21 protein-coding genes are annotated in these 19,807 nt (G+C 39.8%); 16 read left to right on the forward strand and 5 right to left on the reverse strand.

Going from position 1 to position 19,807, the window contains the following annotated elements:
• The first annotated feature begins 59 nt into the window (after positions 1–59).
• The 6 genes from NMU02_RS12305 (at position 60) to NMU02_RS12330 (ending at position 5,785) form a co-directional block, all read left to right on the forward strand.
• A complete protein-coding gene (locus tag NMU02_RS12305) occupies positions 60–461 on the forward strand; it encodes a lipocalin-like domain-containing protein (protein WP_255028240.1) in 402 nt (133 codons plus the stop codon).
• Positions 462–466: 5 nt separating this feature from the next.
• On the forward strand, positions 467–1,921 hold the full coding sequence (locus NMU02_RS12310) for a capsule assembly Wzi family protein (RefSeq protein WP_255028241.1): 1,455 nt from the start codon (positions 467–469) through the stop codon (positions 1,919–1,921).
• 154 nt (positions 1,922–2,075) lie between these two features.
• Positions 2,076–4,322, forward strand: coding sequence for an inorganic phosphate transporter (locus NMU02_RS12315; RefSeq protein WP_255028243.1), 2,247 nt, complete (start codon positions 2,076–2,078; stop codon positions 4,320–4,322).
• Between the two features lie 235 nt (positions 4,323–4,557).
• Positions 4,558–4,797 carry a DUF6132 family protein gene (locus NMU02_RS12320; RefSeq protein ID WP_255028245.1) on the forward strand — a complete coding sequence of 80 codons (240 nt, stop codon included), beginning with the start codon at positions 4,558–4,560 and terminating at the stop codon, positions 4,795–4,797.
• A 12-nt stretch (positions 4,798–4,809) separates the two neighbouring features.
• A complete protein-coding gene (trxA, locus tag NMU02_RS12325) occupies positions 4,810–5,307 on the forward strand; it encodes a thioredoxin (RefSeq protein ID WP_255028247.1) in 498 nt (165 codons plus the stop codon).
• 118 nt (positions 5,308–5,425) lie between these two features.
• A complete protein-coding gene (locus tag NMU02_RS12330; RefSeq protein WP_255028248.1) occupies positions 5,426–5,785 on the forward strand; it encodes a MarR family transcriptional regulator in 360 nt (119 codons plus the stop codon).
• A 4-nt stretch (positions 5,786–5,789) separates the two neighbouring features.
• Here NMU02_RS12330 and NMU02_RS12335 read toward each other — a convergent pair whose 3' ends face one another.
• Complete coding sequence (locus NMU02_RS12335; protein ID WP_255028250.1) at positions 5,790–6,629, reverse strand: hypothetical protein; 840 nt, start codon at positions 6,627–6,629, stop codon at positions 5,790–5,792.
• A gap of 176 nt (positions 6,630–6,805) precedes the next feature.
• On the opposite strand from NMU02_RS12335, the gene NMU02_RS12340 reads away from it, so the two are divergent.
• On the forward strand, positions 6,806–7,360 hold the full coding sequence (locus NMU02_RS12340; RefSeq protein ID WP_255028251.1) for a DUF4251 domain-containing protein: 555 nt from the start codon (positions 6,806–6,808) through the stop codon (positions 7,358–7,360).
• 180 nt (positions 7,361–7,540) lie between these two features.
• On the opposite strand, the gene NMU02_RS12345 is transcribed toward NMU02_RS12340, so the two are convergent.
• Complete coding sequence (locus NMU02_RS12345; protein WP_255028253.1) at positions 7,541–8,254, reverse strand: YiaD family glycine zipper/OmpA-like lipoprotein; 714 nt, start codon at positions 8,252–8,254, stop codon at positions 7,541–7,543.
• Positions 8,255–8,392: 138 nt separating this feature from the next.
• Here NMU02_RS12345 and NMU02_RS12350 point away from each other — a divergent pair, with 138 nt between their 5' ends.
• Positions 8,393–9,097 (forward strand): superoxide dismutase, encoded by a 705-nt coding sequence (locus NMU02_RS12350; RefSeq protein ID WP_255028254.1) that lies wholly within the window; start codon positions 8,393–8,395, stop codon positions 9,095–9,097.
• 63 nt (positions 9,098–9,160) lie between these two features.
• On the opposite strand, the gene NMU02_RS12355 is transcribed toward NMU02_RS12350, so the two are convergent.
• Complete coding sequence (locus NMU02_RS12355) at positions 9,161–9,424, reverse strand: type B 50S ribosomal protein L31 (RefSeq protein ID WP_255028256.1); 264 nt, start codon at positions 9,422–9,424, stop codon at positions 9,161–9,163.
• 220 nt (positions 9,425–9,644) lie between these two features.
• On the opposite strand from NMU02_RS12355, the gene NMU02_RS12360 reads away from it, so the two are divergent.
• From NMU02_RS12360 to NMU02_RS12370, 3 genes are read left to right on the forward strand one after another with little or no spacing between them, the layout of a single operon-like run.
• A complete protein-coding gene (locus NMU02_RS12360; protein WP_255028257.1) occupies positions 9,645–10,385 on the forward strand; it encodes a tyrosine-protein phosphatase in 741 nt (246 codons plus the stop codon).
• Between the two features lie 43 nt (positions 10,386–10,428).
• A complete protein-coding gene (locus NMU02_RS12365) occupies positions 10,429–10,701 on the forward strand; it encodes a LysO family transporter (RefSeq protein WP_255028258.1) in 273 nt (90 codons plus the stop codon).
• A gap of 2 nt (positions 10,702–10,703) precedes the next feature.
• Positions 10,704–11,300: a LysO family transporter gene (locus NMU02_RS12370; RefSeq protein WP_255028259.1), complete on the forward strand. Its 597-nt coding sequence runs from the start codon at positions 10,704–10,706 to the stop codon at positions 11,298–11,300.
• Between the two features lie 53 nt (positions 11,301–11,353).
• Here the strand turns inward: NMU02_RS12370 and NMU02_RS12375 are convergent, their stop codons facing one another.
• On the reverse strand, positions 11,354–13,690 hold the full coding sequence (locus NMU02_RS12375; RefSeq protein ID WP_255028268.1) for a transglycosylase domain-containing protein: 2,337 nt from the start codon (positions 13,688–13,690) through the stop codon (positions 11,354–11,356).
• Between the two features lie 422 nt (positions 13,691–14,112).
• On the opposite strand from NMU02_RS12375, the gene pyrB reads away from it, so the two are divergent.
• The 5 genes from pyrB (at position 14,113) to glyA (ending at position 18,151) form a co-directional block, all read left to right on the forward strand.
• Positions 14,113–15,030: an aspartate carbamoyltransferase gene (pyrB, locus tag NMU02_RS12380; protein ID WP_255028260.1), complete on the forward strand. Its 918-nt coding sequence runs from the start codon at positions 14,113–14,115 to the stop codon at positions 15,028–15,030.
• A gap of 10 nt (positions 15,031–15,040) precedes the next feature.
• The gene (gene pyrI / locus NMU02_RS12385; RefSeq protein ID WP_255028261.1) at positions 15,041–15,502 is read left to right on the forward strand and encodes an aspartate carbamoyltransferase regulatory subunit; all 462 of its coding nucleotides are present in this window, start codon (positions 15,041–15,043) and stop codon (positions 15,500–15,502) included.
• A gap of 6 nt (positions 15,503–15,508) precedes the next feature.
• The gene (locus NMU02_RS12390; RefSeq protein ID WP_255028262.1) at positions 15,509–16,078 is read left to right on the forward strand and encodes a flavin reductase family protein; all 570 of its coding nucleotides are present in this window, start codon (positions 15,509–15,511) and stop codon (positions 16,076–16,078) included.
• 2 nt (positions 16,079–16,080) lie between these two features.
• The gene (locus tag NMU02_RS12395) at positions 16,081–16,800 is read left to right on the forward strand and encodes a porin family protein (RefSeq protein WP_255028263.1); all 720 of its coding nucleotides are present in this window, start codon (positions 16,081–16,083) and stop codon (positions 16,798–16,800) included.
• 70 nt (positions 16,801–16,870) lie between these two features.
• Positions 16,871–18,151: a serine hydroxymethyltransferase gene (gene glyA, locus NMU02_RS12400; RefSeq protein WP_255028265.1), complete on the forward strand. Its 1,281-nt coding sequence runs from the start codon at positions 16,871–16,873 to the stop codon at positions 18,149–18,151.
• 79 nt (positions 18,152–18,230) lie between these two features.
• Here glyA and NMU02_RS12405 read toward each other — a convergent pair whose 3' ends face one another.
• The gene (locus NMU02_RS12405; protein WP_255028266.1) at positions 18,231–19,631 is read right to left on the reverse strand and encodes an Ig-like domain-containing protein; all 1,401 of its coding nucleotides are present in this window, start codon (positions 19,629–19,631) and stop codon (positions 18,231–18,233) included.
• Positions 19,632–19,807 lie beyond the last annotated feature (176 nt).

Here is a 19,807-nt window from a genome sequence, read left to right on the forward strand (position 1 = left end):
ACAACTATTTTATAATAATAGGTATCTCTGATCGTTATATCTTTATATAAAAACAGATAATGAAAAATATATTCTTATTGCTTTTTTCAGGATGTTTTCTTTTATTTCTTTCCTGCGAAAAAGACGATGCACAGAAAATAACCGGTAAATGGCAGCTTACCCTTACGCAAATGCCCGACAAAGAAGTAACGACCGACTCGATATTCTATAACTTCGATAAAGGCGTTTTTAAATTACAAACGATCCGTACCAATAGAGAAGAATGGACAGTTGGAATGTATCGACTCGATAAAGATTCTATTTTTATGCATATTCCCGATCCGTCATTTTTAGAAATCGCTCTATCTAACGAATACTATGGATGGCATACCGAGTTCAAAAATTTTGCTATCCGCGAACTTAGCCGATCCCGACTTACACTTTCATGTCACGATACCCTCTATATTTTCCGTAAATTCTGAACCCGATGATTAAAAATATACTCTTAATTCTATTATGCCTTTTCTTTTTTCCCACTAACCGGCTACAAGCACAATTTGTTCTTAATTACAATGCCGAAGCGAATGTAATTACGGGAAACGGAGATTATACACCTTTTTATTTAATGAACAACCGTGCTGGCCTGATTTCTTTCTCGCCTAATAACGGATATCTAAGAGCCGGTATTTCAAAAGATGTCGAAAAAAACAAACGATTCTCATACGGTTTTGCACTCGATATCGTAGGAGCCTATTCCAATCCGATACCTGCATATATACAACAACTTTACGGCGAACTAAAATACCGCTGCCTGGGGATATCGATAGGTAGTAAAGAAGAATATTCCCTAATTGAAGACCGTAGCCTGAGTAGCGGGAGTATGGTCTGGTCGGGAAACAGCCGCCCCATTCCGCAAGTATGGATCGGGATACCTCATTTCACTGAAGTTCCCGGCACAAAAGGGTGGATGCAACTCAAAGGCGGTATTTCGTACGGAGCGTTTACAGATAATCGATATCAAAAAAAACACAAAATACCCGGTGGTAGATATTCTGAAAATGTACTTTATCACCGGAAAAATCTCTTATTACGGTTTGGCAAGCAAACTTCATTTTATGGGATCATCGGAATAGATATGGCCGCACAATTCGGAGGAACGGTGTACAATAGCGATCCGTATTTCCCTGTGATGAAATTCGAGCACAATCTGAAAGCCTTTCTCAAAGTTCTCGTACCTTCATCGGGAGGCAGCAATATAATAGATCAGGTAAACATCGTGGGAAATCATCTGGGCAGTTATTTAATGGAATTCGGTTATAATAAGAATTTATATTCAATAAGAGCCTATTACGAACATTATTACGACGATCATTCGGGTATGATTTTTAAAAATAAATTCGACGGATTATGGGGAATCGAATTTCGTTCAAAAGCTAAAAAATACCTCACCGGTTTCGTTTTCGAAGTCATAAACTCCACACATCAAAGCGGTCCCTTTCTTTGGGATAAAACCGATATGATACCTATACAAGTAAGCGATGGAGACAATTACTACGCACATGCCGCTTACAACGGTTGGACACACGCAGGCCATACGATGGGAACCCCGTTTATAAGTTCTCCTGGTTATAACAGAGATCATTTTCTGGGATTTACCAATAATCGTAGCCGCGCATTCCATACCGGAATCGATGGTTATATTACCCCAAAAATTTCATATCGCATACTAGCAGGGCATCAACGCGGATGGGGAACTCCCAATATACCATTCAAGCACATTGCCCATCAATTTTCGGGCTTGGCCGAGGCCCGTTACTCCCCAACCCGATTACACGGCTGGGAATTCCTACTCTCAGCAGCATTCGACAAAGGAACGCTATTCGACGATAATTGGGGGGTACAATTCGGTATCCGCAAAAACGGTATTTTATTCAGAAAATAATAAATATCCGACAAAATATTTTATACCGGAACGATATATATAACATTCATGAATATTTTTCATCAGGCAATTTTCATTTGTAATCTTATTGTAACATCTTTTTAGTTCCTTTGTCGCTCAATACAACACAACAGATTTTAAGAGCATATCACCTATGGAAACTTTTTATCTTTTAATTGTTATTTTCCTTTTTTTATTAGCCGTTTTCGATTTGGTCGTAGGAGTCAGTAACGATGCGGTAAATTTCCTCAATTCGGCTCTCGGAGCAAAAGCCGCGCCATTCAGAATAATTATGATAGTAGCCGGAATCGGAATTCTTATGGGAGCTTCCATGTCTAACGGTATGATGGATATTGCGCGGCACGGGATTTACCAACCACAGTATTTTTATTTTTCGGAGATCATGTGCATCTTATTAGCCGTAATGTTAACCGATGTCGTGTTGCTGGATGTTTTCAATTCGCTGGGGATGCCTACCTCTACCACTGTTTCGATGGTGTTCGAACTATTAGGAGGGACATTTGCACTGTCTCTTATAAAAATTATGGCCGATAACAGTTATGGTTTGGGAGATCTGATAAATACCGATAAAGCATTATCGGTTATACTGGCTATATTCGTTTCGGTAGCTATCGCTTTTTTCTTCGGATCGGTCGTTCAATATCTATCCCGAATACTTTTCACTTTCAATTATAAAAAAAAGTCGAAATATTTTGCCGGAATATTTTGCGGTCTCGCCTGTACAGCCATTCTTTACTTTTTAATGGTTAGCGGGCTGAAAGGATCCTCTTTCATGACTCCTGAGAATAAAGCATGGCTCGACAATAACACCTCAGGTCTCGTAGTAGGTTCACTCATCGGATTCACACTGTTAATGCAGGTGCTTTACTGGTTGAAAATAAATGTTTATAAAGTTGTCGTACTATTGGGAACTTTCGCTTTAGCGTTTGCGTTTGCCGGTAACGACCTGGTAAATTTTATCGGAGTTCCCCTTGCCGGATTTTCTTCTTATACCGATATTATTTCACAACCCGGTGCAAATCCCGACTCATACCTGATGAGTTCCCTTTCGGGTTCAGCGCATACCCCCTGGTATTTTTTGATTATTTCGGGTATTATCATGGTCGTAGCGCTGTTCACCTCGAAAAAAGCGCAAAGTGTCGTAAAAACGTCTCTCGATCTTTCGAGACAGGAAGAAGGAGAAGAAGCATTCGGTACTTCTCCGGTAGCAAGAGTTATCGTCAGAGTATCAAGTAATTTCTCATCGTGGCTGACAGGTATAATTCCCGAACGTACAAAACGCTGGATCAACGCCCGTTTCAATCAAAACGAAGCAATCTTGGCCGAAGGTGCATCTTTTGATTTGATACGCGCCTCTGTCAATTTGGTATTAGGCGGATTTCTGATCGCCATGGGGACCTCTCTCAAACTACCTCTGTCCACTACTTATGTTGCGTTTATGGTTGCTATGGGTACTTCCCTCGCCGACCGAGCATGGGGACGCGAGAGTGCCGTATATCGTATTACCGGAGTATTATCCGTTATCGGAGGATGGTTCATCACTGCCGGAGCTGCCTTTTTTATCTGTTTCTTTGTAGCTTTAATCATTTATTATGGAGGTACGCCCGCTATCATACTCCTCATCTCTTTAGCCATCTTTCTGCTTATCAGAAGTCAGCTACGGTTCAACAAAAAACAGAACAAAGAAAAAGGAAATCCGACAATCGTAAAACTCATGTCTACCCACGACACCAACGAAGCTCTCACTCTTTTGCGCAAACATACCCGTGACGAATTATCGGAAATACTGAATACTGCAGCCGAAACGTTCGACCATACGGTTTCTGCTTTTCTCTCTGAAAGTTATCGCGGACTTCGCAAAACAATGAATCACATCGATGATGAAAAAGTACACCTGAAACAGGTTAAACGTATCGGAACGCTCGGAGTAACTCATCTCGATAATAACACCGCCATCGAAAAAGGACTGTATTATTATCAGGGAAACGATTTTATCAGTGAAATCATATATAGTATAGGCCGTATCTGCGAACCTTGTCTCGAACATACCGATAATAACTTCAATCCACTGCACGATGAGCAAAAAGCCGAATTTTCCCACATCGCATCAGAAGTAACTCAATTACTCATCAGTAGTAGGGAACTGATCGAGAATAACCAATATGATGAAAAATTCATCGAGCTCATACAAAAGGCAAATATTATTATCAATAACCTCTCTCAACTGAAACGGGCCGAGTTAAAACGTATTCAAAGTCAACAAGGCAGCCTGAAAGTAAGCATGGTATATCTTACTATGATACAAGAAACCCAAAATGTAGTCGCTTATACTTCTAATTTACTTAAAGTGTCCCGCAAATTTCAAGAAGAGAAAAACTAAATAATAAACCTATATAGTAAAAATGCATCTTCTTCATTGAAAAAGATGCATTTTTTATTATAAACATCTTAAGCAGTTTGCCCTCTATCTATTTTCAATATTTTAATTTTAACAAATCAGCTTGTTAAATAATCATTATTTTCCATTGGAAAATTGTTTTTATGGAAATATTTTATACCTTTGTAATCGTTATCAAAAAAATATATTCCAGTAAAGAATAAAAAACAAAAACAATATGAAACAATGGGTAAAAAATAATAGGCTTCGCATTATAACCACACTTTTAGGAGCTGCTGCAGGATTTGCATATTGGTATTTCATCGGTTGTGCATCCGGGACTTGTCCCATAACATCCTCCCCTTACATAAGTACTTTGTGGGGAGCAGCTATCGGTTTTTTAATAGCGCCAGGCAAATGTTGCATAAAAAAAGAAAACTCGAATTGTGAAATACAAAATAGAAACAATCAAAATTAAATAAAGAATAATATGAAACTCAAGCGCATTCTTTTTCTAACATTGCTCGTATCGAGTCTTTTTACAAGCATTTCGTGTTCTTCACAAAATAAACAGAAAAATGATAATACGATTAATAAAAACAAAACAACTATGGGAACAATTGCTCTTACTAAAGACGAATTCTTAAAAAAAGTGGCTAACTATGAAAAAAATCCTGATGAATGGAAATACCTGGGTGATAAACCGGCTATCATAGATTTTTACGCAACTTGGTGCGGCCCCTGCAAAAGCATTGCACCCTCACTCGAAGAACTCGCTGAAGAATTTAAAGACCAGATTTATATCTACAAAATAGACACCGATAAAGAACAGGAACTGGCTGCCGCTTTCGGAATCAGAAGTATTCCTACTTTACTTTTTATCCCAATGGACGGAGCTCCTCAGATGGCTCAAGGAGCTATTCCTAAAAAAGACTTGAAAAAAGCTATCGAAACGGTACTTTTAAATAAAGCCGAAGCCACTAAATAAAATACTCTTTATATCATAAAGAGATTTCAAATAACAAGTTCCGGAGATAAACAATTTTATTTTCCGGAACTTTATCTGTACGATAGATTGCCTGAAATAAACAAAAACAAAGAATAATATGGAAACCTTGTGCTACATCAGAGAAATATATCAAGCAATAGCCGAATTTGAAAATTATTTTCATAAAACACACGATCTTTGTCTGAACGAAGGAATGCTGCTATGCGTTCTCAAAGAAGGACCTCTTACGTCGGGAGAGATTGCAAAGAAACTGAATCTAAGCCAATCGAATACCTCTAAAGTACTTCGGTCGGTCGAGATGAAAGGGCTGATATTGAGAGACCTCGGAGAAAAAGATCGTAGACAAATGTACTATTCGGTTACACAAGAAGGAGTAAAAAAATTATCGTCACTCAAATGTGAAAAAGAACAGCTTCCCGAAATACTGAAATGTATCGCCAATAACCACGATAAATAACTATTCATGGATGAAGAATACGTATAAAACTACGATCATCGAACGAGCGATTCCCGTAAACCATACCTTTCGTACTCTTGAATTTCTTAAAACATAAAGGATCATCCCTAAGAAGGGTTTGCAAGGACATTTTTGTTTGCTCAAAAGAATCGTAAATATGCGGATAACCGTCACTTGTTAATATTAAAGGTGTATTTTTCGGAACTTTTATACATTTAACCATCTCATAGAGAACGGGAAATCCATCGAAAACCGCATATACATACCGAATTCCCGGCGTATGGTTATTCTGAAAAAATAAAATATCTTTGAGCATCGGCAGGATATACCGACGGCCCGGGTCTTTCCGCATCATTTCGTCGATTGAATATCCATCGACAATATGCTTTTCGATTACAGAAGCTCTTATTCGAGACAATAACCGGTCGATCTCTTTTTCATAAATATATCTCTCACCGGCTATTAAAGCTTGGCAATCCCCAACGATCCAAACCTCACGATACCAAACACTATAAATTACGGCACTTGCCGTAAATCGATATTCGGGATAAAAACCGGCCTTCTCCCAAATACCATATTTTTCATACAACCGACCGATTCCGTCGGTAATATGTTGCACCGCCTCCGACATAACAGTCTGAGGCGAAAGCTTACCCAACACATCGCTTATACATTCAGCAGCCCGATAACCTGAGCTTTTCCCATCATACAAAACATCGTTCTTAGCTGTAGCGCCATCAATAACAGCGACAAATCCGGGAAGCACTACAATTCGATCTTCACAGGGTATTCCTTCTTTTTTACCCTCACAAAAAAAATCGCTTATTTCATATGGTAACTCCATAACAAATCTACTATATAACGAATAATATACATATTATTTAAATTTTTAGATATCAAAATCAACATTTATTATAATAATTAAGTGATTTATTTAAATAAAAAACAACATTTTACGGTCTAAAATGTTATATTAGTACATTCACTATGAATGTAAAAAACTTTTAAACAATAAAAGCAATGAAAAAAACAATTTTATTTACACTACTGGCTATATTTGCTTGTTTAAGCAATATACAAGCCCAAAATACGAAAGAAGATGCTCGTCAGGAAAAAAAAGACGCTGAAAAAGCATATAACGAATTATTATATCAACAGGCCAAATTAGCCATTGATAATAAAAAATTTGTACTGGAAGCCGATCAAGTCATGTTTAAATATGGGAACACAGCTTTCGTATCCTCTAACACCAATTTTGTAGGACTCGACGGTGACAATGCCGTGGTACAAGTCGCTTTTAATATACCGGCCAGCGGACCTAACGGACTTGGCGGTATAACAGTCGACGGAAAAGCTTCGAATATTAAGACGAAAACCGATAAAAAAGGAAATATAATCTTGTCGATGAATGTTATGGGGGTAGGCATTTCCGCTCAAATTAACATCACACTCTATAACGGAAGCAATTCAGCAATGGTAGATATTTCACCCAATTTCAGTTCAAACCGATTCAGATTATCCGGAAAAATCATACCCCTGTCACAATCTACCGTATTTAAAGGACGTTCTTTATAATAAATCATAACCATGGCTGTGTAATATTGAAGTGCCCCCAAAAAAGTTAGACAAAAAACTTTCGACGTGCAGTTCATATTTAATCAATACAGTCCCATTGTTTTATCTTTTTATTTTTAATTCATAAAAAACAGGCTGTTTCGTTACCGAAACAGCCTGTTTTTACTATCATGTTATATATCAGTTCTGGCTCTGCGCCTCTTTAATCATATCCGCTGAAGCGGTAATATAAATTTCTACCCTCCGATTTTGAGCACGTCCTTCGGGAGTAGCATTGCTGGCAACAGGGTCATTCCAGCCAAAACCTTTAACCGAAACACGATTTGAAGAAACTCCATTATTTATAAGGAAGTTCGCAACCGATTCAGCTCTCTGCAACGACAACCGTTCATTAAGCTGTTGGCTCCCCGTATTATCGGTATACCCGAATACCTGAATATTAGTTTTAGGATTTTGCACGAGATTATGCGCAAGATCGGTAAGATCAGATTTAACAGACGCTGTCAGTTGACTCGAATTCGTCGCAAACAATATTCCGTTAGCAAACGTCACCTTAATAGCCTGTAAATTATTACTGTCTTTTACTTTCTGAATTTCAGCATTTTTCAACTGTTCTTCAAGTTCTTTCTGCTGTTTATCCATACGGTGTCCGACTAAGGCACCTGCACCAGAACCCACTGCAGCCCCTACAAGTGAACCGATCCAGGCTCCTTTTCCACCTCCGGCAAGAGCACCGACACCTGCACCCAAAGCAGCTCCTGAACCCCCTCCGATTGCAGCTCCCTGCCCGGTTTTGCTCATTCCTTGCCATGCCGAACATCCCGAGGCAAATACCATACTGATACAAAGCAGAGCTATCACTCCGATCTTTGTTCTTTTCCGAGTTTTTTCCATTTTATTTTTCATTTGAAGTTTTCGTATGATAAAAACAGACAAGCGAGTATAAAAGTTTTGAAATACGGCTTGCTTTATATAAACATTATGACTTCGTAATGGGTTACTTACAATAAGAAACCTATTAATTACTAAAATATGAAACCGATAATATTTTATAGAATCGTACCGTCATTGTTTATTTTTTTATTTGTGAGTAATACATGGGGACAGACTCAAAATGCCAGAAGCCCCATTGCAGAAACAGTAATCACCCTGCCGGCTCTTAATTACGATTACGATGAACTCGAGCCCGTAATAAGCGCTCAAACACTGATGTTACATTACGAAAAACACCTGAAAGGGTATATCGATAATGTCAATAAACTCATTAAAAATGATGCATCACGCATCGGGCAAGATCTTGAAAAAATAGTAAAAACATCCTCTGGTAAATTATATAACAATTCGGCCCAGGCATGGAACCACTTTTTTTATTTCGACAGTTTCGCCCCTCAAGATAAAGCACAACATAAACCCTATGGTGCACTTGCTCGAGAAATCGATAAACAATGGGGTGATTTCAACCAATTTAAAAAATCATTCGTAACGGTAGCTTCCGAACTCTTCGGTTCAGGATGGGTGTGGCTGGTAAAAAATAGAGACGGAAGCCTGGAGATTATCGGAGAAAGCAATGCTGGAAACATCCTTACCCGTGAAAATGTTACTCCCCTATTGGGAATCGACGTTTGGGAACACGCTTATTACCTCGATTACCAAAACCGAAGACCCGAACATCTGAATGCAATATGGAACATAATCAATTGGAAAGTCATAGACGCAAGATATAACAATGCACTCTAAGAAAATAAAAGACCGGCCCCTGTGTAACAGAGGCCGGTCTTTTCAATATCTTAAACACAAAAATTATTTCTGTTTGTTCTGCATGTGTTTGCCGTAACGGTTCATAAACTTGTCTACACGACCAGCCGTATCTACCAGCTTTTGTTTACCGGTAAAGAACGGATGAGATGTATTGGTAATTTCAAGTTTTACCAAGGGATAAGTAACACCATCTATTTCTATAGTTTCTTTAGCGGCAACAGTAGAACGGGTAATGAACACATCATCGTTAGACATATCCTTAAATACAACTTCACGATAGTTATCAGGATGAATACCTTTTTTCATTGTTATATCAATTTTATTATTATCTGTTATTATCCACGTTGGTAAGCGTGTACATTTGTAATGGCGTGCAAATGTACTAATATCTTTTAATTATACAAAGAAATTCTTCTCTTTTTGAGAAATAAAACGGTAAAACCCAAAAGATAAAGTCATATCTCGAGTTTTTATTTATCTTTAAAGTTTATTACAATCGAAAAAAGTTATTTTTGCACATTGATAAATGAAAATGAATATGTTCGGTCTTTTTAATAAAAAAAAATCCGATACGGTTTCTTTACCGTATACCACTGATATACATTCACACATTATTCCGGGAATAGACGACGGTTCTCCCGATGTGGAGCATTCTGTCGCTTTGGTAAAACAAATGCAGGAATGGGGGGTTAAACGTATCATAACCACTCCGCATGTTACCGAGGAAACATTCGAAAATACGCCCGAAACCATTACGGCAGCATATAATCTATTGAAAGAAGCATTAGGTGAGGACGCCCCCGAAATCATATTCTCGGCAGAATACCGAATGGATGAAAATTTTTTAAAACATGTAAAAAACGATATACTCATCCCCCTACCGGGAAACCATATTCTTATAGAAAACTCATTTCTACAACCCTTTTGGGATTTGAAAGGACTTATTTACCAGTTACAATTGAAAGGATTTAATCCTATTCTCGCACATCCCGAACGGTACGCCTACTATTACGATGAAAAAGAAATATATACCGATATATATAATTCGGGATGCATGTTTCAGCTAAATTGGCTCTCACTGGCCGGATACTATGGGAAAGAAACCCGTAATATCGCATATTGGCTGATAGAAAAGGGATATGTAGATTTTCTCGGAACCGATCTCCATAACCGGAGACATGCCCGTGCTATCACCGAATTTTTACAAACGAAAGAATACAGAAAACTTGTCGAGAAGCTAAACCTAAAGAACGATACTCTCAAATAAAATCATATTCCGGGACCATAGTATGTTTACAATAATGACAATAATGGGGCTCGGTATTTTGGCGGGCCACCTACTTAAAAAAAAGAAAAGGATATTTCCTTTTATCGGTAAACTTAATACGGGAATTATATTCCTACTCCTTTTCGTCATGGGTATCTCGGTAGGAAATAACCGGGAAATCATGGAAAACATCACCGGATTAGGTTCTACTGCAATATTGATAGGTATAGGATGCACAACCGGAAGCATTATTTTTACAATGATCGTCCAAAAAATATTTTTCAAAGAAAAAATAAAGAAGGAGGACAAAAAGTGAAAATGAGTCTTCTTATCGTACTCTGTTTTTTTTCAGGTGTCTTGCTTTCCTACTACCATTGCATGCCTGATTTTGCATACAAACAAGACTATAGCTTATATATTCTTTCGGTTATGATGTTTTTTGTAGGAATGTCGATTGGTGCCGACTTAAAAAGTCTTTGGAGACCTATAAAGATATATAAAATACGGATCGTACTTATTCCCCTGGCGACAATAGCAGGAACAATGATTACCGCCTGGGGAATATCGTTTTTTACAGAAGATATCGCTTCGAAAGAGACTATTGCCATCGGTTCGGGATTCGGGTATTACAGTCTATCGGCCGTATTACTAACCGAACTTGCAGGCAGCCACATCGGTATGATGGCACTTATCAGTAATATGACACGTGAAATACTTGCCCTGCTCTGTATTCCGGTACTGGCTCGTTTTTGCGGGAAACTTGCACCTATATCGGCTGCAGGAGCTACTTCGATAGATACCACTCTTCCACTGATAAGCCGTTACTGCGGAGAAAATTATATCGTAATTTCTCTATTTCACGGCATATTAGTCGATTTCTCAGTACCGATAATCATCGCCCTTTTATATTGGTAAAAAGGGAAACCGACCTCATCAGTTTCCCTTTCCCCTATCGATTTTACTTTTCGTTAATCAAATATGCCCTCGATTGCCTCTGACGGCTGATCGGGATATTCTTCTTCGATATTCATCCCGGGTGTTCCCGCGCAAGGATCACTATACTGAGGAGGAACAACAAAGTCCTCTGTTTGTGAATATCCCAATGTCTTATCGGCATATACCTTTTGTATAAATAATCCGTAAATCGGAAGCGCCATACTGGCTCCCTGGCCATCGGCCATACCGTCGAAATGTATCGAGGGGTCTTCTCCGCCGACCCACATTCCGGAAACCAAACTCGGGGTAAAAGCCATAAACCAACCGTCGGCATTGTTATTGGTTGTTCCTGTTTTTCCTCCCATAGGGGCTGTAATTCCATATCTGAAACGAATTCTGGCACCTGTGCCATGATCGATTACGTCACGCAACATCGGCAATATTTTATAATAAGCGCTCTCACTGAACACTTCGGTCATACGGGGTGAAAACTCAGAGATTACGTTACCGAAATTATCCTCGATACGTGTAACATACAAAGGATCTACTCGAATCCCTTTATTAGCAAACGCCGTATATGCAGTAACCATTTCCTCAACCGAAACTTCAGCCGGGCCCAAGGACAAAGAAATTACCGCATCGATCTTGTTTTTTATACCGAAAGAGTGCATCAACCGTACAAGCGACGAAGGAGAAAGCTTATCCATCAGATAAGCCGATATCCAATTATTCGAGTTGGCAAGACCCCATCTCAAAGTAACATCCTCCCCTATACGAGCTTTAGAAGCATTTCTCGGAGACCATACCCTACCGGCCTCATCTTTTAAATGAGGCTGTACGTTCGGTGCAAGATCACAGGGAGAAAATCCTTCTTCCATAGCCAGCGTATATAGGAACGGTTTAATTGTAGAACCTACCTGACGGCGCCCTACCGAAACCATATCATACTGAAAATTCTTAAAATCGATACCCCCGACATAAGCTTTGATATAACCGGTACGAGGATCCATGGCCATAAATCCGGTTCGCAAAAAAGACTTCAGATAACGGATAGAATCCATAGGAGTCATCGTCGTATCCACCATGCCTTCCCAGGAAAAAACCTGCATATCTACTTTTTCACCAAAAGCTTTTTGTATCTCCGAATCCGAAGCTCCGGCTTTTTTCATATTTCGGTAACGATCGCTATTTTTCATCGCTCTCTCCATGATGGAGGCAACTTTATCCTTAGGTTCCGATCGAGCGAAGGGGCCGTAACTACGACCCTTTTTCTCTTTAGTAAAACGAGGTTGCAAATATCCACCGATATGTTCAGCAACCGCCTCTTCCGCATATTTTTGCATACGCGAATCGAGTGTAGTATATATTTTTAAACCATCGGTATAAAGATTATATTTCGAACCGTCCGCTTTACGATTCTTTTCGCACCAGCCATATATAGGATTCGTTTCCCAGGCGATTGAATCATCGACATATTGCTGGGACTGCCAAGCCAAATAATTGCTCTTTACCGGTTTGGGAGCAACCATCATCAATCGTAGATGTTCTCTGAAATATGGGGCTAAACCCTCTTTATGATCGATACGTTGAAAATCGAGAGTAAGAGGAAGATCTTGCAACGAATCACGTTCGGCTTTCGTAATGTAATCAGCCTTATACATTTGTTCGAGGACTGTGTTTCTCCTGCCCCGAGTACGTTCGTTATGACGTACGGGATTAAAATAACGAGGATTTTTACACATACCTATTAGTGTCGCAGCCTGTTCTATAGTTAATTTATCGGGGGTAGTATTGAAATATACCATCGATGCAGATTGTATACCTACACCGGTATTCAGGAAATCGAACATATTCAGATACATATTCACGATTTCCTCTTTAGTATAATATCTTTCGAGCTGAACCGAGATAACCCATTCGATCGGTTTCTGAAACAAACGTTCGAGTACGTTCTCCGCCCGAGGAGAAAACATTAACTTCGCCAGCTGCTGAGAGATCGTACTCCCTCCTCCGGCACTTTTTTGAAAAAGTAATCCCCGCTTTATAATAGCTCGGATAAGCGCTTTCGCATCGATTCCCGAATGGTCATAAAATCGGACATCTTCGGTGGCGATAAGCGCCTCTACCAAATACGGAGACAACTGATTATAATTTACATATACCCGATTGGCTTTATAAAAATAACGACCGAGTACCTGCATATCAGACGTATATATTTCCGATGCAAATTTATCTTTAGGATTCTGCAAATCCTCGATGGGAGGCATGTATCCGATATAACCGCGAGCGACCAACATAAACAAAACGATAGCCGCAACGATTCCCATGCCGAACAAAGCCCACAGAGCGATAACAATTTTCTTCGCAATACTTTTTTTCTTTTTCTTTGCCACTGGTTTACTGCTGGTATTCATATATGTCTTAAAAATATCTTTATATCCTCCTTTTGTATCATGCTTTCACCGAAAATCAGATTATAAATTTTCCGGAAAAACAGGTATTCTTCAACAGATGACAAAGTTAATACAATTATTCCATAACTGTCTCTATTCTGTCTCGGAACAATATTTTTTAAGCAGAAATGCTTTGATATATACTTTTTTTTATAAATTTGTAGAGGTTATGAAACAGAGTATATTAAAATATTATCCTTTGCATTTCACGCACTTACAAAAGTGTCGCCGACATTTTCAATCGGTAATCATTGCAAGATAGACCAATTCGGCCCCGAGGGGCGGGTTGGTCTGTTTTTTTTACGGCAGATATACAATTCTTAAATACACGCAATATTATGAGAAGAAAAAGTTTAGTCTCGATTACCGACTACTCGAAAGATGATATTCTGGGCCTATTGGAAAGCGCCCGCCTTTTTGAAGAAAATCCCAACCGTCGTTTACTTGAAGGGAAAGTGGTCGCTACTCTATTTTTTGAACCTTCTACCCGTACCCGATTAAGTTTCGAAACAGCAGTTAACCGTTTGGGCGGACGTGTGATCGGATTTTCTGATGCGTCCACCACCAGTTCATCAAAAGGAGAAACGCTGAAAGATACTATAATGATGGTAAGTAATTATGTCGATCTCATTATTATGCGCCATTATCTCGATGGTGCCGCAAGGTACGCTTCGGAAGTATCATCTAAACCTGTTATCAACGCCGGTGATGGAGCGAACCAGCATCCTTCTCAAACAATGCTCGACCTTTATTCTATTTATAAAACGCAAGGCTCTCTCGAAAATCTTAACATCACCATGGTAGGCGACCTGAAATATGGACGTACCGTACACTCTCTGCTCATGGCCATGTCGCACTTTAACCCGACTTTTCATTTCATTGCTCCCGAGGAACTGAAAATGCCTGAAGAATATAAAATCTATTGCGATAAATTAGGCATAAAATACGAAGAACATTACGACTTTACAGAAGAAGTTATCAATCAAGCCGATATATTATACATGACAAGAGTCCAACGTGAACGTTTTACCGACTTGATGGAATATGAAAAAGTAAAAAATGTTTATACTCTGCATAACCAAATGCTGAGAAACAGCAAGGATAATTTACGAATACTGCATCCGCTACCCAGAGTAAACGAAATCGCCTACGACGTAGACGACAATCCTAAAGCATATTATTTTAAACAAGCCGAAAACGGATTATATGCCCGACAGGCTATTATTTGTAAAGTTCTGGGAATAGAAGTAAAATAAATCAAAACTTATGAAAGCTAATAAAAAAGAACTTGAAGTCGCCGCTCTCGAAAACGGTACCGTTATAGATCATATCCCTTCCGATCAACTTTTTAAAGTCGTCTCCCTGCTGGGTATCGAAAAACTGGGTAACAGCATTACCATAGGAAATAATCTGGTAAGTAAAAAAATCGGTCATAAAGGAATTATAAAAATTGCCGACCTTTTCTTTGAAGAAGACGACATTAACAAAATCGCACTGATTGCCCCCAATGCCAAAATAAATATTATACGCAACTATCAGGTAACAGAAAAACGCATGGTTTCTTTACCCGACGAAATACACGGTATCATTAAATGCGGAAATCCCAAATGCATTACGAATAATGAACCGATGAAAACCATTTTTTATGTGGTAAACAAAGATTCGGTAGAGGTAAAATGTAAATATTGTGAAAGAGCTGCTACAAAAGACGAAATAGAAATACGATAAAACCATATGAAACAAAACTGGAAGCCGGGGACCATGATATATCCTTTACCGGCCGTACTGATAAGTTGCGGTAATTCTCCCGAAGAATATAATCTGATCACCGTCAGTTGGGTCGGTACGATTTGTACAAACCCTCCTATGTGTTACATATCGATAAGACCCGAGCGACATTCTTATCCCATTTTAGCAAAAAATATGGAATTTGTAATAAACCTCACCACGGCAGCGATGGCAAAGGAAACCGATTGGTGCGGAGTACGTTCGGGAAAAGATTACAACAAGTTTGCTGAAACCGGTTTTACTCCTGTATCGGGAATCTCCGTATCGGCTCCTCATATCGATGAATCGCCTCTTTGTATCGAATGCCGTGTACGCGAAATTTTAAGTCTCGGATCGCACAATATGTTTATTGCCGATGTTATAAACGTACTGGCCGATGAAAAATATATCGATAAAGATACCGGGGCCTTCGATATGAACAAAGCCGGATTACTCGTATATTCTCACGGTCATTATTACGAAATTGGCAAAGAAATCGGTAAATTCGGATGGTCGGTGCAAAAGAAAAAAAAATAAAAATGAAAAGATACACTCTGTTTATATGGCTTTTCCTTTCGGCTCTTTCACTTTCGGCTCAAGAAAATGAAAAAACGGAAAATACATTTAACTGGGGGATCAGAGCCGGAGTAAACGCCCCTTTCGTCGACGTGCGTTCGGCATCGATTGACGGAGTGGGAATAGAATTACCGACTGTAAACAGCCAAATAGGCTTTTCCGGAGCTCTTTTCGGTAGAATAAATTTTAAACGAAATTTTATACAACTGGAAGCCGGTACCAGTTATCTGAGAAGCACGATGCAATTAAGTCCACTCGATTTTATACCAAACCTGGCTCCTGAGGAATACCCTGAAAGTTCGGTACAAAATCACATCTACGCACTCGATATTCCGCTACTCTACGGTTATAATTTCGTTAAACAAAAACCTTATGAGCTCGCTTTCTTTATCGGTCCGAAACTGAAATATATTTATAAAGAAACCTTTCGAATAGAAAATATAGGAAATTACCATATTACCAGAAACGAAAGCCTAAAACCCTTAACAATAAGTCTGGTATTAGGAGCTGGAGTATCCATTTCAAGATTTTTCATCGATTTCAGATATGAATTCGCGTTAATGAATATACAGGATAAGGGCGGATACAATCTTATCCCACCCGGTAGCAATCCTATTCCCGGAGTACTCTCGATACACAGAGGAATTAACTTGCTCAGTTTTTCGGTAGGTTTTACATTATAAGAACTTTTTTTACGACCAAAATCAGTATCTTTGCAACTTCGAACAGACAACAAATTATATCATACAGCACATGAAAAGAGACAATGCAATCTTTGACATCATCGACGAAGAACGTCAGAGACAAATGAAAGGAATCGAACTCATCGCTTCTGAAAATTTCGTTAGTGAACAAGTTATGCAGGCAATGGGATCCTGCCTGACCAATAAATACGCCGAAGGCTACCCCGGAAAACGCTACTACGGTGGATGCGAAGTGGTGGATAAAAGCGAAAATATCGCGATCGATCGCTTAAAAGAAATTTTCGGTGCGGAATGGGCCAACGTACAACCCCACTCCGGAGCTCAGGCAAACATGGCTGTTTTCATGGCCGTTCTCAACCCCGGTGATAAATTTCTCGGACTGAATCTTTCACACGGAGGACATCTTTCGCACGGTTCTCCCGTAAACTTCTCCGGGTTAATGTTCAAACCACTCGAATACGGTGTAAAAGAAGATACCGGTTATATCGATTATGATATGATGGAAGAAGTAGCCTTACGGGAACGTCCGAAATTAATTATCGGCGGAGCCTCAGCTTATTCCCGCGAATGGGATTATGCCCGTATGCGCAAAATAGCAGACGAAATAGGGGCTATCTTTATGGTAGATATGGCGCATCCTGCCGGTCTTATCGCTGCCGGTTTGCTCGAAAATCCTCTAAAATACGCCCATATCGTTACCTCTACCACACACAAAACTTTACGCGGTCCTCGTGGCGGTATTATCCTTTTGGGGAAAGATTTCGATAATCCCTGGGGCAAAACCACCCCCAAAGGAGAAATTAAAAAAATGTCGGCTCTTCTCGACTCTGCCGTATTCCCCGGCGTACAGGGCGGGCCTTTGGAACATGTAATTGCCGCGAAAGCCGTTTCTTTCGGTGAAGTTTTACAACCCGAATATAAAGAATACCAAAAACAAGTAAAAAAGAATGCTTCCGTAATGGCCCAAGCTTTTATGGATAAAGGATACAAAATCGTATCGAACGGAACCGACAATCACTGTATATTAATAGATTTACGTACCAAATTCCCCGACCTTACCGGGAAAGTCGCCGAAAAAGCCCTTGTTCAGGCCGATATTACAGCCAATAAGAATATGGTACCTTTCGACAGCCGTTCTCCATTCCAAACATCGGGTATCCGATTGGGAACTCCGGCTATCACTACGCGAGGTGCAAAAGAAGACCTCATGCTCGAGATCGTTGAAATGGTAGATACCGTACTTGCCAACCCAGAAAACGATAATATAATAAAATCGGTACGCGAAAAAGTAAACGCTACAATGAAAGCATATCCTTTATTTGCTTACTGAATTTAACGACCCTCATTAAAAATGAAAAGCCTCCTAAGAATTGGAAAGAATTCTTAGGAGGCTTTTCATTTTTATCTATTTAAAAGGCAAGTACCGGACGTACCCTAAAGGTAAAAGATTTTTTACCATCGCTACGAAGTTCCCCACTTAGTATATTATATGCACTGCCCGGATAATCGGCATTTTGTGAAGATGACCAATATCGAGACGAAGTCATCTTCGTTTCCTCAACGTTTCCACGCAACGTCTCGATACGAAGATCCATTAATTCAGAATTAGATACAAGACTCCCCAGACCGGCTTGCTGTATCTTCCATATATTTCCGTCATACCAGCCCGAAAAGAGTGTAGACAACTCCTTGGGAGAAGGAAGATACCACCCGCTGCTATTTGCCGGAGCGGGAAATTTGCTTTCGAATTGGGAAATAACAGTAACCGGTTCTACCTTATATTTAGTCATCTCGGCCCCCTGACTATCGCAATATGCATTATATTGTTCTATTACTTTCGTATTATTGTAACCCATGATTTTTTGAAAGTTATCAGTATCTCCGGTGCCGGTAGCCATACTTTCATATCCGGTCAGGTTTGTTTCTTGCCATTTAGCGATATCACTCCAATCGGGATCTTGCCAACGAAAAACGAAATGTCTCCCATTATATGCATTTTCCAAAGACACTACCAGCCCGTGGGTACATCCCGGATGCTCGTTCCTCAGAGCGGGATCGCCATTGGTAACATTCGTAGGATCACCTACCCAAAATACGACACCGATACAATCGGTTTTCTGTTGATCGGTCAACGGTGAAGTGGTTCCCGCGAGAACCGAACCGTCTTTCATATAATAATCGCCGATACGGATTACCCGAATTACCGTCACCTCGCAGGTTGCTTTCTGGGAAGGGTCGGCTACCGAGGCCACGGAAATGGTCGTATTCCCTTCTTTTATGGCGGTAACCTCTCCCGTTTCGCTTACGGTGGCTATCGATTCGTCACCGCTACTCCATTGTACGCTCTTGTCTGTCGCGTTTTCAGGCATTATCGTTGCCGTCAAGGTTACTTTCTCGCCTTCTTTTATACTCACGGTCGTCTCGTTTAGCGTAATTCCTGTCACCGCTATTACCGTTGCAGATACCGTCACCTCACAGGTAGCTTTCTGGGAAGGGTCAGCTACCGAGGCCACGGAAATGGTCGTATTCCCTTCTTTTACGGCGGTAACCTCTCCCGTTTCGCTTACGGTGGCTATCGATTCGTCACCGCTACTCCATTGTACGTTCTTGTCAGTCGCATTTTCAGGCATTACAGTTACCGCCAAAGTTACTTTTTCGCCTTCTTTAAGTGTGACGGCTTCCGGGTCAAGGCTCACACCGACGACCGGGATCGTTCCATCACCGTTGTCTGTCACTTCCAGATCGTCTTTACCGCATGACGCAAGTACTACTGTCGCGCTGAGCAACAGCCAGAAATAAATCTTTTTCATTGTTTTTGTAATTAAGTAAAACTTGTGTTGATAGATTGGTATGATATATAAACTGAAAATCCGTCAAAAGAAAATGATTTTCCTCGACGGATTTACCGTATATATTATGTCTTCGACTGATTACGCCAGCGCAATCATATATTATAAACGTACTTGTGTGTGTGTGTGTGTGTGTG

Source organism: Coprobacter tertius, assembly GCF_024330105.1.
GTDB lineage: Bacteria > Bacteroidota > Bacteroidia > Bacteroidales > Coprobacteraceae > Coprobacter > Coprobacter tertius.

Coding starts and splice junctions, on each gene's coding strand:
- NMU02_RS12405 (WP_255028266.1), bottom strand. CDS start 19,631: ATGAAAAAGATTTATTTCTGGCTGTTGCTCAGCGCGACAGTAGTACTT.
- NMU02_RS12360 (WP_255028257.1), top strand. CDS start 9,645: ATGAAAATGAATATGTTCGGTCTTTTTAATAAAAAAAAATCCGATACG.
- NMU02_RS12370 (WP_255028259.1), top strand. CDS start 10,704: ATGAGTCTTCTTATCGTACTCTGTTTTTTTTCAGGTGTCTTGCTTTCC.
- NMU02_RS12395 (WP_255028263.1), top strand. CDS start 16,081: ATGAAAAGATACACTCTGTTTATATGGCTTTTCCTTTCGGCTCTTTCA.
- pyrI (WP_255028261.1), top strand. CDS start 15,041: ATGAAAGCTAATAAAAAAGAACTTGAAGTCGCCGCTCTCGAAAACGGT.
- NMU02_RS12355 (WP_255028256.1), bottom strand. CDS start 9,424: ATGAAAAAAGGTATTCATCCTGATAACTATCGTGAAGTTGTATTTAAG.
- NMU02_RS12345 (WP_255028253.1), bottom strand. CDS start 8,254: ATGGAAAAAACTCGGAAAAGAACAAAGATCGGAGTGATAGCTCTGCTT.
- NMU02_RS12340 (WP_255028251.1), top strand. CDS start 6,806: ATGAAAAAAACAATTTTATTTACACTACTGGCTATATTTGCTTGTTTA.
- NMU02_RS12305 (WP_255028240.1), top strand. CDS start 60: ATGAAAAATATATTCTTATTGCTTTTTTCAGGATGTTTTCTTTTATTT.
- trxA (WP_255028247.1), top strand. CDS start 4,810: ATGAAACTCAAGCGCATTCTTTTTCTAACATTGCTCGTATCGAGTCTT.
- NMU02_RS12335 (WP_255028250.1), bottom strand. CDS start 6,629: ATGGAGTTACCATATGAAATAAGCGATTTTTTTTGTGAGGGTAAAAAA.
- pyrB (WP_255028260.1), top strand. CDS start 14,113: ATGAGAAGAAAAAGTTTAGTCTCGATTACCGACTACTCGAAAGATGAT.
- NMU02_RS12350 (WP_255028254.1), top strand. CDS start 8,393: ATGAAACCGATAATATTTTATAGAATCGTACCGTCATTGTTTATTTTT.
- NMU02_RS12330 (WP_255028248.1), top strand. CDS start 5,426: ATGGAAACCTTGTGCTACATCAGAGAAATATATCAAGCAATAGCCGAA.
- NMU02_RS12365 (WP_255028258.1), top strand. CDS start 10,429: ATGGGGCTCGGTATTTTGGCGGGCCACCTACTTAAAAAAAAGAAAAGG.
- glyA (WP_255028265.1), top strand. CDS start 16,871: ATGAAAAGAGACAATGCAATCTTTGACATCATCGACGAAGAACGTCAG.
- NMU02_RS12310 (WP_255028241.1), top strand. CDS start 467: ATGATTAAAAATATACTCTTAATTCTATTATGCCTTTTCTTTTTTCCC.
- NMU02_RS12390 (WP_255028262.1), top strand. CDS start 15,509: ATGAAACAAAACTGGAAGCCGGGGACCATGATATATCCTTTACCGGCC.
- NMU02_RS12320 (WP_255028245.1), top strand. CDS start 4,558: ATGAAACAATGGGTAAAAAATAATAGGCTTCGCATTATAACCACACTT.
- NMU02_RS12315 (WP_255028243.1), top strand. CDS start 2,076: ATGGAAACTTTTTATCTTTTAATTGTTATTTTCCTTTTTTTATTAGCC.